The organism is Flavisolibacter ginsengiterrae DSM 18136, assembly GCF_059568575.1.
This window is the reverse complement of record NZ_JCANTR010000019.1, coordinates 49,727-66,039: the sequence shown is the minus strand read 5'-3', so window position 1 is coordinate 66,039 and position 16,313 is coordinate 49,727. Positions and strand designations below refer to the sequence as shown.

The 16,313-nt window shown below is 40.6% G+C and carries 16 protein-coding genes; 11 read left to right on the top strand and 5 right to left on the bottom strand.

Annotation, left to right across the window (positions count from 1 at the left end):
- Positions 1–19 precede the first annotated feature (19 nt).
- Genes BP74_RS17235 through rsgA form a run of 5 tightly spaced genes read left to right on the top strand, consistent with a single transcriptional unit; the run spans position 20 to position 4,695 of the window.
- Positions 20–1,021, top strand: a complete 1,002-nt coding sequence (locus BP74_RS17235; protein WP_496375954.1) for an AAA family ATPase — start codon at positions 20–22, stop codon at positions 1,019–1,021.
- 24 nt (positions 1,022–1,045) lie between these two features.
- Entirely contained in the window at positions 1,046–1,918 is an 873-nt protein-coding gene (locus BP74_RS17230) for a DUF58 domain-containing protein (RefSeq protein ID WP_496375952.1), read from the top strand.
- A complete protein-coding gene (locus tag BP74_RS17225) occupies positions 1,918–2,775 on the top strand; it encodes a BatD family protein (RefSeq protein WP_496375950.1) in 858 nt (285 codons plus the stop codon). The genes BP74_RS17230 and BP74_RS17225 overlap by 1 nt, the downstream gene beginning before the upstream one ends.
- Complete coding sequence (locus tag BP74_RS17220) at positions 2,765–3,766, top strand: vWA domain-containing protein (protein ID WP_496375948.1); 1,002 nt, start codon at positions 2,765–2,767, stop codon at positions 3,764–3,766. The genes BP74_RS17225 and BP74_RS17220 overlap by 11 nt, the downstream gene beginning before the upstream one ends.
- A 2-nt stretch (positions 3,767–3,768) precedes the next feature.
- Positions 3,769–4,695 carry a ribosome small subunit-dependent GTPase A gene (gene rsgA / locus BP74_RS17215; RefSeq protein ID WP_496375946.1) on the top strand — a complete coding sequence of 309 codons (927 nt, stop codon included), beginning with the start codon at positions 3,769–3,771 and terminating at the stop codon, positions 4,693–4,695.
- Between the two features lie 115 nt (positions 4,696–4,810).
- On the opposite strand, the gene BP74_RS17210 is transcribed toward rsgA, so the two are convergent.
- The 3 genes from BP74_RS17210 to BP74_RS17200 form a co-directional block, all read right to left on the bottom strand.
- Complete coding sequence (locus BP74_RS17210) at positions 4,811–5,143, bottom strand: hypothetical protein (RefSeq protein WP_496375944.1); 333 nt, start codon at positions 5,141–5,143, stop codon at positions 4,811–4,813.
- 98 nt (positions 5,144–5,241) lie between these two features.
- Positions 5,242–5,406 (bottom strand): hypothetical protein, encoded by a 165-nt coding sequence (locus BP74_RS17205; protein WP_496375943.1) that lies wholly within the window; start codon positions 5,404–5,406, stop codon positions 5,242–5,244.
- Between the two features lie 39 nt (positions 5,407–5,445).
- Positions 5,446–5,985, bottom strand: coding sequence for a gamma carbonic anhydrase family protein (locus tag BP74_RS17200; protein WP_496375941.1), 540 nt, complete (start codon positions 5,983–5,985; stop codon positions 5,446–5,448).
- A gap of 40 nt (positions 5,986–6,025) precedes the next feature.
- Here BP74_RS17200 and BP74_RS17195 point away from each other — a divergent pair, with 40 nt between their 5' ends.
- From BP74_RS17195 to BP74_RS17175, 5 genes are all read left to right on the top strand, one after another.
- Positions 6,026–7,225, top strand: coding sequence for an aspartate aminotransferase family protein (locus BP74_RS17195; RefSeq protein ID WP_496375939.1), 1,200 nt, complete (start codon positions 6,026–6,028; stop codon positions 7,223–7,225).
- Between the two features lie 54 nt (positions 7,226–7,279).
- On the top strand, positions 7,280–7,918 hold the full coding sequence (locus tag BP74_RS17190; protein WP_496375937.1) for a hypothetical protein: 639 nt from the start codon (positions 7,280–7,282) through the stop codon (positions 7,916–7,918).
- 15 nt (positions 7,919–7,933) lie between these two features.
- Positions 7,934–8,239 (top strand): winged helix-turn-helix domain-containing protein, encoded by a 306-nt coding sequence (locus BP74_RS17185; protein ID WP_496375935.1) that lies wholly within the window; start codon positions 7,934–7,936, stop codon positions 8,237–8,239.
- Positions 8,240–8,386: 147 nt separating this feature from the next.
- Entirely contained in the window at positions 8,387–9,727 is a 1,341-nt protein-coding gene (gene creD / locus BP74_RS17180) for a cell envelope integrity protein CreD (RefSeq protein WP_496375933.1), read from the top strand.
- A 344-nt stretch (positions 9,728–10,071) separates the two neighbouring features.
- Positions 10,072–10,440 carry a diacylglycerol kinase family protein gene (locus BP74_RS17175; RefSeq protein ID WP_496375931.1) on the top strand — a complete coding sequence of 123 codons (369 nt, stop codon included), beginning with the start codon at positions 10,072–10,074 and terminating at the stop codon, positions 10,438–10,440.
- Positions 10,441–10,578: 138 nt separating this feature from the next.
- Here BP74_RS17175 and BP74_RS17170 read toward each other — a convergent pair whose 3' ends face one another.
- Positions 10,579–14,016 (bottom strand): BamA/TamA family outer membrane protein, encoded by a 3,438-nt coding sequence (locus BP74_RS17170; RefSeq protein WP_496375929.1) that lies wholly within the window; start codon positions 14,014–14,016, stop codon positions 10,579–10,581.
- Positions 14,017–14,095: 79 nt separating this feature from the next.
- Here BP74_RS17170 and BP74_RS17165 point away from each other — a divergent pair, with 79 nt between their 5' ends.
- Positions 14,096–14,740: an MBL fold metallo-hydrolase gene (locus tag BP74_RS17165; RefSeq protein WP_496375927.1), complete on the top strand. Its 645-nt coding sequence runs from the start codon at positions 14,096–14,098 to the stop codon at positions 14,738–14,740.
- A 48-nt stretch (positions 14,741–14,788) separates the two neighbouring features.
- Here BP74_RS17165 and BP74_RS17160 read toward each other — a convergent pair whose 3' ends face one another.
- Positions 14,789–16,288 (bottom strand): lipopolysaccharide biosynthesis protein, encoded by a 1,500-nt coding sequence (locus tag BP74_RS17160; RefSeq protein WP_496375925.1) that lies wholly within the window; start codon positions 16,286–16,288, stop codon positions 14,789–14,791.
- Positions 16,289–16,313 lie beyond the last annotated feature (25 nt).

Sequence of the window (16,313 nt, the reverse complement as noted above, 5' to 3'; positions counted from 1 at the left end):
AATGATCTAAACCTTGACTATGATTAAAACCGCGGATGATATCCGGCAATTAAATGAACGGATTAGCTACTCTGGAAAATTTATAGATACACTTCGAAATGAGGTTGGAAAAGTAATTATTGGCCAATCGTACATGCTTGACCGTTTGTTGATCGGTTTGCTCAGTAATGGTCACGTTCTCCTTGAAGGTGTTCCCGGGCTGGCGAAAACGCTTACCATAAAATCATTATCACAAGCCATTCATGCCCACTTCAGCAGGATACAGTTCACGCCTGACCTTTTGCCTGCTGACGTGATCGGTACCATGATCTATAACCAGCAACGCAACGAATTCATTGTGAGAAAGGGACCCATCTTTGCCAATTTCATCCTGGCTGATGAGATCAACCGTGCTCCTGCCAAAGTGCAAAGTGCCTTGCTGGAGGCCATGCAGGAACGACAGGTTACCATTGGAGATACAACCTATAAACTGGATGAGCCATTCCTCGTGCTTGCCACACAAAATCCCCTGGAGCAGGAAGGTACCTACCCGCTACCTGAGGCCCAGGTTGACCGGTTCCTGATGAAAGTAGTGGTTGGTTATCCTACCCGCCAGGAAGAGCAATTGATCATAAGGCAGAATGTTCAGGGATTGGGCTATCCCACAGTGAACCAGGTGGTTTCTGTAAGTGAGATCCTTACTGCTCGCCAAATGGTTAGAGACGTTTACATGGATGAGAAAGTAGAGCAATATATCCTTGATATTGTATTTGCCACCAGGAATCCCGGGGAATATAAACTAGATAACCTGAAGCCGCTCATTTCATATGGTTCCTCACCAAGGGGAAGTATCAACCTGGCAGTGGCAGCCAAGGCACAGGCTTTCCTGAATAAACGCGGTTACGTGATACCGGAAGATGTGAGAAGTATTTGTAATGATGTACTGCGCCACAGGATCGGTCTTACATATGAAGCTGAAGCCGAAAATGTTTCGATACTGGAAATCCTTGACCAGATCATTCAAAAAATCAATCTTCCTTAATAAGGAAGAGGTAATTCCAAGTTCATGTTAACAACGGCGGAAATATTAAGAAAGGTTCGGTTACTCGAAATTAAAAGTAAGAAGCTGACTACAGACCTGTTCACAGGTGAATACCATAGTGCCTTCAAGGGAAGGGGCATGTCCTTTAAGGAGGTTAGGGAATATTCGGCTGGTGACGATATAAGATTTATTGACTGGAACGTGTCTGCCAGGTTTGGTCATCCCTTCAGTAAGGTTTTTGAAGAGGAAAGGGAATTGACTGTGATGTTGCTGGTGGACGTAAGCGCCAGTTCATTATTTGGTACCATCATAGCATCCAAGAAGGATATTGCTACAGAGATTGCAGCGGTCATCGCTTTTTCTGCCGTGAATAACCATGATAAGATCGGGGTAATATTTTACAGTGATAAGATTGAAAAATATATTCCACCCAAAAAAGGGAAGCAACATGCCTTATTCATCGTACGGGAATTGCTTTCTGTGCAGTCCGCCCAAAAGAAAACACAGCTGAATACCGCCCTTCGTTTCTTTAATAATACTACCCGTCAAAAGAGCATAGCATTTATTTTGAGTGATTTTATCGATACCGGTTACCAGGATTCCTTAAGAGTGGCTGGTAATAAACATGATATCATTGGCATAAAGATCTATGATAAAATGGATCGAAACCTACCAAGGTTAGGGCTGTTGCGCGTAGAGGATGCTGAAACCGGGGAACAAAAATGGGTGGACTCGGAAAGCAAACTCGTTCGCTATGAATATGAGAAAGAGTTTTTCAGGATAACCGATTATTCCAATGAAGTGTTCAGAAAAGCCGGCTGTGACCTCCTGCATGTAAGAACAGATGAGGATTATGTCAAAATATTGCAGCGATTTTTTATTAGCAGAAACAAGTAATGAAGAAATTAATTCTGTTTATAATCCATATTACCCTGTTTGCTGGAGTAGCATTTTCTCAAACTCCTGTTTCCGCCACTGTTGATAAACAGAAGATCCTCATAGGGGAGCAGGTACAGGTATATTTAAAAGCTGTACTTGCCACAAATAATAAACTACCCTGGCCCGTTGTTGATACGTTCCCTCATTTTGAAGTTTTGTCCAGGTCAAAGATCGATACACAACAAACATCCCAGGGTTTATTACTTCAGCAGACAGTAACCATTACCAGTTGGGATAGTGGGCGTTGGATGATACCCCCCGTTAGCTTTGGTAATTCAAAAACTAAGGGAATATTGGTTTCAGTGGAATATAGTCCTATGGATCCTAACCAGCCTTACCATGATATAAAAGATATCATTGACGTTCCATCTCCAATAGCATCTAATTGGTACTGGTACCTGCTTGGAATCGCTGTACTGATAGCCTTATTCATGTTGTTTTTTCCACCCTCGGATGAAAAGAAGGAGAATGCAAATAAGCCAGTTGAAGATCCTTTCAAGGTTTCCATGGAGCTTATTGGTAAACTTCGATCTTCAGATGAGCCTAAGGTGCTGTACACATCCCTGGTAGATATATTTCGCAATTACCTGCTTCAAAGAAAGAATATACATTCCTTTTCAAAGACCACGGAAGACCTGTCGCGACAACTAAGTGAATTGCAATTAAATGGTAGCGATCAACTGGTACAGGTGCTTCAAAGAAGTGACATGGTGAAGTTTGCAAGGTATCAACCTATGTTCACTGAAAATGAGCAAGCGATAGAAGTGATCAAAAAAAATATTATATCTATAGAGAATTCTGCCAATGCTGTATAACTGGTTCCAATATCTTGTTTTTGCCAATATCTGGGTGCTTCCTTTCCTTGGAATATTACCTGTACTGGCATTCCTTCATTTTCGTACCCAGGCTGCTGCCAAGTCAACATTTATTGTTTCCAATGCAAAGGCTTTTACTTCACGAACTTTAAGGAACAGTACCCTGCATTTGCCATTTTGGTTAAGGTTACTGGCCCTTGGCTGTATCATTACTGCACTTGCCAGGCCTCAGATCCGAAACGTTCAAAGCCGGACAAAAGGAGAGGGTATTGATATCATACTTTGTATGGATGTTAGCGGAAGTATGTTATCAAAAGATTTTCTTCCCAATCGCCTGGCAGTATCCCGGCAAATGGCTGCGGAGTTTGTAAAGGGCCGGCCTGTAGACCAGATCGGGCTTGTAATATTTGCAGGTGAAAGTTTTACCCAGTTCCCATTATCAACTGACCATGAAAGTTTATTACAGCAGATCCAGGGTATACAATCAGGAATGCTGGAAGATGGAACGGTTATCGGGGAAGGATTGGCCAAATCTGTTGAACGGCTTTCTTCAAGCAAAGCAAAAAGCAAGATCATCATATTATTGACCGATGGAAATGAACAGCCACCGGAAACACGAATCATTGATCCCATCACTGCACTGGAAATTGCTAAAGCCAAAGGCGTAAAGGTCTATACTATCGGTATGGGTGCTTTAGGCGGTGCCACTATCCAGGAAAAGGGTGTGCGCAAATCTGAAGGCAGTGCCTTCCTTGACGAAGCCTTATTAAAACGTATTGCTACACAGACAGGTGGACTTTATTTTAGAGCAACAGATGAAGAAAGCCTTCATGGTATTTATAACCAGATCGACAAAATGGAAAAGTCAGATGTGGAAGTTGTAACCAAGGAAAGATTCCAGGAGGAGTTCACTATTTTCATATTGGCAGCCTTGTTCTTCCTTGCGCTTGAATTAATTTTGAAATATACATTATTGCGTACATTTCCTTAATCATGAAGGGTGTTGTTTATAAATCTACGGGAAGCTGGTACCAGGTAAAGGATTCATCCGACAAATTATGGAATGCCCGTATTAAAGGAGTGATGAAACTGGATGGCATCACTTCCACCAATCCAATTGCGGTAGGAGATATAGTGGAGTTTGACCTGGAGAATGAAAAGGAAGGCTCTGTAATTATAAACAAGATCCACGACCGTACGAATTACATCAACCGGCAATCGCCTAAAATAAAAAGCCAGCAACATATAGTGGCTGCTAACCTGGATCAATCGTTATTGATTGCTACTGTAAAAGAACCACGAACATCACAGGGTTTTATCGACCGGTTTTTAGTGGCCTGCGAAATGTATCATGTAAAAGCCATTGTCTTATTAAATAAGCTTGATCTTTATAAAGAAAAGGAGATGGCAGTTTTTGAAAGGATGAAGCAGGTTTACGAAAACCTTGGTTACCCCGTCATTGGAGCCAGTTTAAAGGAAGGAACTGGTTTTGATGAAATCAAATCGCTACTGCAAGGTAAGATCACGCTTATTAGCGGGCATAGTGGTGTAGGTAAATCAACATTTATTAATACCGTGCTGCCAGGAATCAAGATCAAGACCCAGGATGTAAGTGGCTGGAGTGGTAAAGGCCAGCATACAACCACTTTTGCCGAGATGTATGACCTTCCTTATGGTGGTCGTATCATTGATACACCCGGGATGAAAGAATTTGGAATTATAGGGGTTGAAAAAGGTGAACTTTCCGGGTATTTTCCGGAAATGAGACAGCGACTCAATAAATGCCAGTTCAATAATTGTCAACACATCAATGAACCAAGTTGTGCTATTAAAGAGGCCGTGATTAATGGAGAAATAGATGAAGACCGCTATGTGAGTTATTACAATATCCTGGAGTCACTCGATCAAGACAAATGGTGATGGCTTTGTAGTTATTGTATACAAGGGTATTGGGCAAAAAAAAGGCAATCTCATTCTGAGAAAGCCTCTTAGTAAATTTTAATAGATAGCAATCGAATTGTTAGCCAACAAAGCTTTAAGCAGCGCCGCGTCTCAAGTCTAGATTCATAAGTTTTCCTTCTAAAACATTTGCTAATTCAACAACTGCTTTATTGTCTCTTTTGCGTGCATCCTTTGTTTTAGTTGGAAAAACAGAAATGCCATTGTAAATACTGTACTGGAGTGTCAGTTCATGGTGCCCCAGGTGGAAATCCCAGCTAATGGCATCAAAATCGTCTTCTTTGTTTGTAAAATTTACCTGGAGATCATCACTAAGGATGTCAGCTATTTGGTAAAAGCGTTTAAGGCCGCCGTCATCATCAATTACGGCTTCAGTGCAACCTAGTGTGGTTCGTAGGGTAAGGCTCATAATACCTGGTTTTAATTAGTAGAAATACGAAGTCATTATTTTCAGTAAAACTACTTTAAAGACAATCGTATTTAACGATAAGCTGCATTATGCAATTGTTATGCCTTGAATTTTTTTGCTTTTGGAGCAGTTCCATCCAAAACCTTTTCAGCTCCTACATTTTTTCCATTCGTACCGCATCCATATTTAGGCTTGTTGAATAATGAGCAGGATGTGACCAGGGCAATTGAACAAAGAATAATTGTATAGCGAATCGTTTTCATCGATACTGTTTCATTAAAGATAAAACGAAAAAAGGAATATTAAAAGTGTTTGCCCGCCTCATTAACTTTTTCAAACCATTTGGAATAATTCAGGTAATTCCTTGCGATCCTATTGATCTCGCCCTCAACCTTTTCGGGAGAAATATCCTTGACTTTTTTTGCCGGAACGCCTGCATATACAGCTCCTGCGTCGCAGATGGTTCCTTCCAGCACCACTGCACCTGCAGCGATAATGGTATTGCTGTTAATCAATGCGTTATCCATGACTATAGAACCCATGCCTATTAATACATTATCTTGAATGGTGCATCCATGTACAATGGCATTATGACCTATAGAAACATTATTGCCGATAATTGCCTTTGTCTTTTTATAAGTACAATGAACTACGGCTCCATCCTGGATATTTACCCTGTTGCCAATCCGGATACTATTGACATCTCCCCGCAATACGGCATTAAACCATATACTACATTCGCTTCCCATGATCACATCTCCTACAATGGTAGCATTGGGTGCAATGAAACAAGTGTCGCCCCAACTGGGAAAATGATCTTCAACTGGTAAAACAAGGGCCATAAAAAGGTTATTTTAATTCTGTTATGATTCCAAAAGGATTATGAATGCAGATTTACGATTTTTGCTTCATATGAACCTGAGGCAGTTATTTCTTAAACATGTTGCACAAACCTCCACCGCACCTTTATCCCTGGAAATAGTGAAGGCAGAGGGGTGTCAATTATATGATGCTTCGGGCAAGTCTTACATTGATCTGATAGGAGGCATTAGCGTGGCAAATACAGGTCACAGGCATCCCAAAATAGTAAAGGCTATCAAAGACCAGGTGGACGCCTATATGCACGTGATGGTTTATGGTGAATTTGTGCAAAGTCCCCAGGTACGGTATGCTCAACTACTCACGAAACATTTGCCTGCTTCTTTAAATTCCGTCTATTTTACCAATTCAGGAGCTGAGGCAGTGGAAGGGGCCATGAAGCTGGCAAAAAGAGTAACCGGAAGGACCGAAATTGTATGTTTCAATAATTCCTACCATGGGTCTACCCAGGGAGCTCTTAGCCTGATAGGCAGCGAATACTGGCGTAATGCTTACAGGCCATTATTGCCTGGCATAAGTCATCTAAATTATAATTCATTCGGGGATCTGAAGTTTATAACAGAACAAACAGCTTGTGTGGTGGCTGAAACAGTACAGGCAGAAGCAGGGATCATAGCTCCAAAAGACAATTGGTTAAAAGCTTTGCAAGAGAGGTGTAAGGAGGTGGGTGCACTTTTCATACTTGACGAGATCCAGGCAGGTTTTGGACGTACAGGAAAATTGTGGGGGTTTGAGCATTTTGATGTGGTTCCGGACATTTTACTTCTCGGCAAGGCTTTAGGCGGAGGCATGCCCCTGGGTGCTTTCATTGCTGATAAGTCCTTAATGGATCATTTCACAGATAATCCTGTATTGGGTCATATTACTACTTTTGGTGGCCATCCTGTTTGTTGTGCCGCCGGCATGGCTGGTTTTGAAATTTTGTTGGACACTGACACTGAAGTGAAAAAAAAGGAAGGTAAATTTTTAAAAGCCCTGGAACATCCGGGCATTAAAAAAGTTCGTTCCTTTGGTCTCTGGATAGCTGTCGAATTCGAAAGTTTTGAAAAATGCAAAATGATTATTGACACCTGCATTGAACATGGGTTGATAACTGACTGGTTCTTATTTGCTTCTAATTGCCTGCGTATTTCCCCACCTCTTACTATTTCCTTAGAAGAAATTGAAACGGTTAACTCTATTATTAAAAAAATATTGGGGTAAGTACTTGTTGGTTTGAACTTATTACTGTTGCTTTGTAATACAAAGTGCTTTTTTATGGATCAGCCCACACAACATTTAGAGGCTATAAAGGATATCAGGAAAATGATGCAACGATCCAGCCGCTTTATCTCATTAAGCGGGCTGAGTGGCGTCGCTGCTGGTGTGCTGGCATTGGCGGGGGCCTGGATTGCTTATTACTGGCTCAGTGATTATTATATCGATACTAACGGAAGCTACAGTGAATTTGGTTTTCAAAAACTGCAACTTCGGTTATTTATGCTTGCAGGTGTAGTACTTGCAGCGGCATTACTTTCTGCATTTTATTTTACATGGCGCAGGGCGGGTGAACATAAATTACCCTTATGGGATCACACTTCCAAAATGATGATTATCAATATCCTGATCCCATTGGTTTCGGGGGGTATTTTTATTATCGCTATGCTTCAATACCGGGAATGGAGATTTGTAGTTCCCGCATGCCTGGTATTTTACGGATTGTCTTTAGTAAATGGTAGCAAGTATACTTTAAGTGAAATTCGGTACCTGGGTTTGATGGAAGTTGTCGTAGGCCTTGTTGCCACACAGTTCCCTGGTCTGGGGCTTTATTTCTGGGCATTTGGATTCGGGGTATTGCATATAATATATGGTTTTGCAATGTGGTGGAAAAATGAAAGGCAGCCTGGTTCTAAATAAACTTGAAAGAAATTAATGGCAGCAAATAACCCTATATCTGGTTTAAATAAAATATTTGATAACAGGATACGTCTTGGTGTTATGAGCATTTTGATGGTTAATGAAGAGATAAGCTTTAATGACCTCAAACAAATGCTGGAGGTTACAGATGGAAACCTGGCCACCCATTTGGTCACACTGGAGCAGGAAGGTTTTATCAAAGTGCATAAAGGGTTCATAGGGCGTAAGACCAATACTACCTATTCAGTTACCAAGATCGGGCAGAGATCATTTTCAGATCATATAATGGCACTTGAGAAAATGATAAAGGGTATGAAGTAATTTTTTTTGCACCTATACTTTGAAATACAAAGTGCTTTCTGATACTATATAATTATTGGCTGGTGCATTGAATAGGGCTGAACCAATGAAAGTATTTGAACAATATTATCCAATAGAAAATAAAATTTATTCATCAAATCAACATGTATGGAAACAATAATTGAAAATGTATGGACAAAAAGCAAATTGCTTATCAAGGCATTAATTATCGGCATACTGGTATTATTATTACAAATTCCGGCATTTTATGTAAGAAATCTTATTGAAGAAAGAGAAGCACGACAAAAGGAAGCCATTGCAGAAGTAAGTAGCAAATGGGCAGGTCAGCAAAATATAACAGGTCCAATTTTAGTGTTACCCTATTGGGCAAATGAGGATGACAGTACACAAAAAAAGCGTTCCAAGCACTATTCTTCATTCCTGCCCGATGAGTTAAATGTGAGTGCTAAACTCATACCGCAAGAGAAATCAAGAGGCATTTATAAAGTAATACTTTATAATTCGAAAATAAATATATCAGGCATATTCAAAACTGTTCAGCCCCAAAAGTTAAATATCCCTGTTGAAAACATCATTTGGAGTGAATCATTTATAAGGCTTCATCTTTCTGACTACAAAGGGTTAAACGAGGAACCTACATTAACCTGGAATGATCAGTCATTAAACCTGATGGCACAGTCCATTGATCCTGTTGCAATGGAAGAGGGATTAATAGCTCCTATAACGATTACCGGTATAAATGACTTAAAAGACATTCGTTTTTCTTCCGAACTTAACCTTAGTGGCTCGGAAAAATTGTTATTCACCCCTGTAGGTAAATCCACCTCTGTGCAACTGGCATCCTCATGGCCCCATCCCAGCTTTACCGGTAATATTTTACCTCAAACATCACAAGTGAATGACTCTGGATTTTCTGCTACATGGAAGAGTCTTAGCCATAAAAGAAATTTTCCCCAGCAATGGAAGGATGACGATTTCCTTGTATACCAAATTAAAGAAAACCGGGTTGCAGGAAATTCGACTATTTCCAACGCCTCATTTGGAGTTGATTTATTTGTTCCGGTAAACGGGTATCAAAAAACAATGAGGTCCATTAAATATGCAGCTTTATGTATTTTATTAACCTTTGCTGCATTTTTCATTATCGAAACAAACAATAAAAAATCAATACATCCATTTCAATATGGTTTGATAGGAGTGGCATTGATACTGTTTTACACATTGCTGCTTTCTTTTTCAGAATATATAGGGTTTAATCCTGCATATGCGATTGCTTCTGTTTTTACTATAGGATTGATAGCATGGTTTGTCAAAGGAATACTTGCATCTTCAAGACTGGCTATATTACTGTCATCCATTCTTATGTTATTGTATGTATATGTGTTTACTATTCTTCAATTGCAGGATTATTCACTCTTGCTGGGAAGTGTAGGATTATTTATCACACTTGGAGTGATTATGTATTACTCAAGAAAAATTCAATGGTAAACATGTCAGTATGGAATATAAAAGACCTCATAGATTATTTGGGAAAGCTTACCATAGTGTGAATATTGATTTTATCCCTGGTGTGTATGAACCTTCGCATCTTGTAATTTTAAAATTTATAGAATCATGAATACAATTTGGTTTAAAAAATGGGGGTGGACTTATTTTCCGACTCATTTCATAGGATTTATCATAACCTTACTGACAATTTTATTTTTAATACCTGTTTATGCGGCCATTATCCGGAATGGGCACTCTGTTAGTGATGATTTGTATCATATGTTTGTATACACTTCCTGTGCGTTTTTTTGGTGGAAATGGATAGCTGATAAAACAAGTAGCTGATGCAACAAAACAAATTTTCCTGGAAACAGCGTGGTAATAGTTTTAGTTATGCCTGGGATGGCATCAAGGGACTTTTAAGAACTGAACATAATAGCTGGATACACCTCGGGCTTACTTTATTGGTTGTTGTTTTGAGTATATATTTCCGTATCACCCTTTCAGAGGTTGTCTCACTTGTCATTGTTGCCGCAATGGTTTGGGCAGCTGAGTTATTTAATACGGCAATAGAAAAGTCTATGGATTTTCTTTCAAAGGAGATCCAACCCCAGATCAAATTGATCAAGGACCTGGCTGCTGCAGCTGTATTGATAACCGCAATTGCAGCCCTGGTTGTAGGTGCGCTTATATTCATTCCCAGGATTATCTGAGTGTAGAGAATTCTTTCTCGTTAAAATTTTAAACAGTTTCCCTTCATTCATAGGATAATTCTATAACTATAATGAATACAGGATAAAAAAAGAGAGATGTTATCAGCATCTCTCTTTTTACATTTTTGCAATTAAAGACTAGAAGTCCAGGCCCAAAGCAAGGTAGGTCTGTGGCTTTCCTCTAAAGAAACCATTCATTTGCCATGCAGCGTCAAATCTTACAAAATAGCCTAATAAAGTGCTCCTGGCACCGAAACCATAGCCGCCTGCAAATGGACCTATGCCACCAGCTTTTAGTTTCACCAATACGGTTGGATTAGACTGATCTACATACCTGGAAGTTGGTCTTTCAAAATTATCGTAACGACCATTCCACGCTGTTCCAAGGTCAATGAATTGTACAACCTGGAAGTTTCGCAGGAAAGCATTATTAATAGGTTTGTTTAATAATGAGCTAAACACCGGTACGCGAACCTCACTATTGATCACTACATTATTGTTTCCGTTGGCGATATTTTGTTTAAAACCCCTAAGGTTTACAGCCAGCGCCTGGTAAGTATAATTATTATCCGGGTCAGGCATATTATTAGGGTCGAAATACCGGTAAGAAAGTTCACCTGTATTAGGATCCTGTTTGAAATTATCCCTGAACTTCAACCATCCGTCAACACCACCCAGGTAGTAAACAACTTTTTGGTTACCCCAGGAGAAATCACCTGCTGCTCTGAGTGCCCAGATAATATTCCTGTAAATGGGCAGATAGTGCCTGGCATCAAAACCAGCATTGAACAGGAAGCGACCTTCAGTATTGCCAGGGTTCAGATGGGTGAACCAGTCAACATAAGTCTTCCACCTTAATCCCTGCCAGATATTCATGGTAGGATTTAGGGTATTGTCATACACATACTCCAGTGTAAACTGTCCATAAGTCTTTTTCCTGTTTGGCTCTTTTATATTAGCAACTGTTGCGTCAAGGCCAACAGCAGGAAATATGATATTATCAAAACGGGGTCCTATGGTCAGTCGTACACTCCTTACTTTATCAAATGGATAACGCAGGCGGGCAAGATAATAACTTGAATGCTGCTTCACCAGGGCAATTCCATTGGGATTGGTACCATTGGAAGTATCAATAATATTCTGAGCGCTGCTCCTGTAGTAGGTGAAGCCCCAATCAAATCGTTTCCTCAGGTTGGTAAATTCAAATAAGATATCATTGTCACGGAGATTAGGCGCCAGGCGAATGCCTCCTGAGATTTTGTAATCTTCAAACAGGTCAACAGTACCCATCCTGATCAATCCATTCAGATCATTACCATTGGCGGGCTCTATTGGACCCTGGCCACCCTGGTAAGGCTGGTATTTGCTAACTCCAAACATGGTATTATTCAAACCTGCCACTACATAATCATTAAAGAATTTTGGTGGCCTGTACTCATACAATTTGGCTTTTTTGAGAATGGTCTCTGATGGAAGTTCTTCCGCCTCAAAAACCTGTCCCAGTTGTGAGGTGGTCGTATCTTTTTTCTCATTCTGGAACTCGTTTTGGAAAAAGTCAGTTTGCTTCCTGGTGGTGTCGCCGGCAGGTTGCTCAAGAATAGCATTGCGGGAAGCAGCGATGCGTGCCTTATCTATCTGCTTCTTCATATATTCTGTTGGCTTGGCACTGACGTTCCTGCGACGCAACGTGTTTTCGTCTACACGCAGGCGATACAGGAATTTATAATTGCCCTGCCTGACCACTTCACTCACCAGGCTGTTATCGCCTGCCGTCCTGGTTTCAAGCAAACTGCTTTGATAGTTGGTTAAGGGGAATACATAGGCTGAATCGTTGGTAATAGAAACAAATCCTACTGAATCTATATCCGGCTTATCCCATTCTTTCAATACACTATCCACTTCCTTGGGAGGAGGATTTCTCAAAACTTCGTCTCCAATGAATACCAATGTATCGAGACCGGCCCTTTCTGAGCGGAAAAAGCCAGCATACCGGTTATTAATACCGTTTTCATCGCTTACAAAAGTAAAGTGAGAGGTATTGTACTGGGATGGATAACGGGCGTCGCCCAATTTAACATTGGTTAACTGCGAGATCTGTTTGTATTCAGATTTGTTCCAGTTGTCTATCAGGAAAATATTATAATGCCTGGAAGCAACCGCGGTATCGCTGTTGGGTGCAGTTGCTGAAGGGCGATTACTGGAAAAGATGATACCTGTTTTACCTGGGAAAGCCACAAAAGAAGGATCAAGGTCATCATACACATCATCTGTAATCTGCTCTACGGATTGTTTGTCGATCTTGTAAACGAATATATCTGTATGGCCGCTTTTTACTGCACTTAATATCAGTGTATTGGCATCCAGCATGTATTTCATATCCTGAACCTGCGTGAACATGGGGAGTTCCTGGTTCACTACCTTGACACGGTTTACGGCATCATAAACAAACAATTTGTTCTTGCCTTCATGATTATATATCACTGCAAGCCTTGTGCCCTTGCCATCCCATGCAAGAATTGGGTAATTAGGATTGATCTCATCTTCCCTGGTGCGTACACCATATTGCAGGATGACTTTCCTGTCAACAAAATTGGGATGAAATACCACGCTGTATTTGCCCTGTTTGAACTCAACTACGGCATAAGCAAAACTCCTTTGCTGTGGGTTCGCATTGAATCTGATAAAGTCTTTCTTTCCTATTTCTTCCGTTACTGAAAGTTGTCCTTTTGGTACCAGGCGGCGTGCACGTATATCCTTGTAATACATTTGGGACATTTCTGTCATAAAGTCCTGCAAAACCGCTTTAAACTTTTTCTTGGCAATTCTTTGTGTGGCACTATTCAGGTTGCGGTAGATACGTGAGAGGTATAACAGGTAAGTGGTCTTTGACCGCCCATATTTATTACCGATATAATACCAGAAAGCATGTCCTGCGAGCATTGGCTTATTAAAAGCCAGTTTATAAAAATTGCTGTATTCTCCGCTTAACAAAGCACTCTTCAACTGGTTGTCTAACGAAGGGCTCCATTCTTCAGCAGCATATTCGATATAGCCATCTGTAAGCCATTTGGGGAGATCCAGCAAAGTTTGGTTGGCGGCCATTTCTCCCAGGTCATCACCAAATAAAACATTCGCGATCAGTACACCTGCAATACCTTGCCTGATCTGGCGACGCAGGTTCTCATGATTGCCATCGAAATAGATCATCATTTTATTATTCACCAATTTGGTGACACCTCCTGTATTCTGCCAATCAATACCCAGTCCGATGTTGGACTGTTGCATCTCGTCAAAACTGTTGTACACTACAACATTAGCTCTTCTCTGGAGACCATATTCAATAAATTCTTCCAGTTGGGGCAATTCCTTTTCTGCAACCTGTGCCACATATTTTCCCAGGTCAAGTCCATCCTGGCTAAAATATGTGTTGAAGTTTTCAGTCTGATAATATTTCCAATTGAATTTTTGATATTGCACCCTGTTTTTTCCATACTCCACGGCATTTACCTGTGCTTTTATATTGGTAGATACCAGTAAAAAAGCTGCACAGGCCAACCGGCCAATCGATTTAATCATAAAGTAGATGAAATTTCAGATTTAATGTATCTCCCGATTTTTGGATAGTAAATTGCAACTAAAAATACAAAAAAGGTACATGTTAACGGTTCAGGCATTTACTTTCAATCCAGTGCAAGAGAATACATATATCGTATACAACGGGAAAAGGGACTGTTGTATTATAGATCCGGGCTGTTATTTTGCCAGCGAGGAACAGCAATTGAAAGAGTTTATTGACAAGAATAACCTCAAACCCGTTTTTCTCCTGAACACACATTGCCACCTTGACCATATTTTCGGTAATCGTTTTGTCCAGAAAACCTATGGACTGCCCCTTCATTTACACCATTTGGAAAAAGCTGTTCTTGATTATGGTCCTGTTTCCGGCCAGCTATGGCAGTTACCGTTTGATAATTTTGATGGTGAACTGATCTACATTGCCGAAGGACAAACTATTTCTTTGGGGGATGAGGAACTGGATGTTATATTCACACCAGGTCATTCTCCAGGAAGTGTCAGTTTTTATAGTAAGGATGCCAAATTTGTGATCAGTGGTGACGTTCTTTTCCAGGGAAGTGTGGGTCGTACAGATCTTCCTGGTGGTGATTTTACAACCCTGGAAGAAAGCATAAAGATGAAGTTATATACTTTACCAGCCGATGTTATTGTTTATCCGGGTCATGGAGATTCGACCACTATTGGAGATGAAATGAAAACTAATCCATTTGTAAAAATGATTTGATCGAATTCTCCAATATAACAGAAGTAAAGCAGTGGTTAAAAGCAACTTTTATACAAAACGGCCTATGTAAGGCATTTTCTGAAACTCTTTTCTCTCAATATTCAGTATCAGCAGGCCAAAAGAAGCAATTAGAACCAACGCAAAACCACGGTTTACCCATACACCAATATTCAAAAGGCCGAACAGGGTATAAACGCCGTACAGAGCCACGCTTATAATTAAATAGGCTACAAGTTTTTTCCAGGCATAGGGCACCATGTATTCTTTCTGCCCCCATGTATAGGATACTATCATCATGCTGCCATAGCAAAAGAATGTAGCCCAGGCGCATGCCATATACCCAAACCGTGGAATGAACAGGAAGTTGATGATAAGTGTAATTGCGGCACCTATCAATGTGATCCAGGCGCCAGCCATTGTCTTATTGGAAAGCTTATACCAGATGGAAAGATTGTAATAAATGCCCAGGAATATGTTGGCTAACAAAAGGATGGGTACCACTTTTAAACCTTGCCAGAAAACCTTGTTTTGAATAAAATACTTCCAGACATCCAGGAAAAGAACAACGGCAAGGAACATGAAACACACCGTTATAACGAAGAATTTCATCACCCTGGCATACACTCTTTGTGGTTGCTGTCCATGAGAAGCTGAAAAGAAAAAAGGTTCTGCAGCCATGCGGAAAGCCTGTACAGATAGTGTTATCAATATCGAAAGCTTGTAGCAGGCACTATAGGTTCCTACCTCAATTTTTGCAGCTTCTGCTGTGGCTACCGGTGCCCACCAGTTCAACATGATCCTGTCAAAGGTCTCATTGATCATTCCGGCAAAACCAGCGAGGATCAATGGAGCCGAGTACACAATGATATCCTTCCATAACCTGGTGTTGAATTTCCACCTGAATGCCATCAATTCTTTTGACAAAAACAGTAATGTAAATATGGATTGGGCCAGGTTGGCTATGATCACATAACCCACACCAATTTTTGGGTTATAGAATGTGCCAATAAATCCATGTGGCGATTGCTGTTGGATCTTTGGACATACAGACAAAAAGAAAAATGTCAGTGCAATATTGATCAATATGCCTGCAATGCGCACTGTGGCAAACTTTACCGGTCGTCCTTCGTAACGTAACTTGGCAAAAGCCAGTGTAGTGAGGGCATCAAAAGCAATAATGAATGCGCTCCAGGTAAAATATTCAGGATGTTCCTTTATGCCAATCAGGGTGGCCAGGGGTTTATTAAATAAGATCAGAATTGTGGTCAAAATGGCTGTGCTCACTATAAGAGACACCATTGAAGTATTATATACTTCACCTTCCTGTTCTTTAGTCTTTGAAAACCTGAAATAGGCTGTTTCCAGGCCATACGTAAATACTATATTGAGAAAGGGTAAGGTGGCATATACCAGGCTCATTTCGCCATAGGCTGCTCCTTTCAGGGCATAGGTAAGATATGGGGTGAGTAAATAGTTGATAAAGCGTGCGGCAATAGAACTGGCCCCATACCACAATGTCTGCCCTGCTAATTTTTTGATGCCGCTCAAATGGATATAGATTTAAAGAGCCTCA

Excerpts from the sequence above, each read along its gene's own strand:
- BP74_RS17235 (WP_496375954.1), top strand. The coding sequence starts at position 20 with ATGATTAAAACCGCGGATGATATCCGGCAATTAAATGAACGGATTAGC.
- BP74_RS17225 (WP_496375950.1), top strand. The coding sequence starts at position 1,918 with ATGAAGAAATTAATTCTGTTTATAATCCATATTACCCTGTTTGCTGGA.
- BP74_RS17200 (WP_496375941.1), bottom strand. The coding sequence starts at position 5,985 with ATGGCCCTTGTTTTACCAGTTGAAGATCATTTTCCCAGTTGGGGCGAC.
- BP74_RS17195 (WP_496375939.1), top strand. The coding sequence starts at position 6,026 with ATGAATGCAGATTTACGATTTTTGCTTCATATGAACCTGAGGCAGTTA.
- BP74_RS17175 (WP_496375931.1), top strand. The coding sequence starts at position 10,072 with ATGCAACAAAACAAATTTTCCTGGAAACAGCGTGGTAATAGTTTTAGT.
- BP74_RS17220 (WP_496375948.1), top strand. The coding sequence starts at position 2,765 with ATGCTGTATAACTGGTTCCAATATCTTGTTTTTGCCAATATCTGGGTG.
- creD (WP_496375933.1), top strand. The coding sequence starts at position 8,387 with ATGGAAACAATAATTGAAAATGTATGGACAAAAAGCAAATTGCTTATC.
- BP74_RS17210 (WP_496375944.1), bottom strand. The coding sequence starts at position 5,143 with ATGAGCCTTACCCTACGAACCACACTAGGTTGCACTGAAGCCGTAATT.
- BP74_RS17165 (WP_496375927.1), top strand. The coding sequence starts at position 14,096 with ATGTTAACGGTTCAGGCATTTACTTTCAATCCAGTGCAAGAGAATACA.
- BP74_RS17205 (WP_496375943.1), bottom strand. The coding sequence starts at position 5,406 with ATGAAAACGATTCGCTATACAATTATTCTTTGTTCAATTGCCCTGGTC.
- BP74_RS17190 (WP_496375937.1), top strand. The coding sequence starts at position 7,280 with ATGGATCAGCCCACACAACATTTAGAGGCTATAAAGGATATCAGGAAA.
- BP74_RS17230 (WP_496375952.1), top strand. The coding sequence starts at position 1,046 with ATGTTAACAACGGCGGAAATATTAAGAAAGGTTCGGTTACTCGAAATT.
- BP74_RS17170 (WP_496375929.1), bottom strand. The coding sequence starts at position 14,016 with ATGATTAAATCGATTGGCCGGTTGGCCTGTGCAGCTTTTTTACTGGTA.
- BP74_RS17185 (WP_496375935.1), top strand. The coding sequence starts at position 7,934 with ATGGCAGCAAATAACCCTATATCTGGTTTAAATAAAATATTTGATAAC.
- rsgA (WP_496375946.1), top strand. The coding sequence starts at position 3,769 with ATGAAGGGTGTTGTTTATAAATCTACGGGAAGCTGGTACCAGGTAAAG.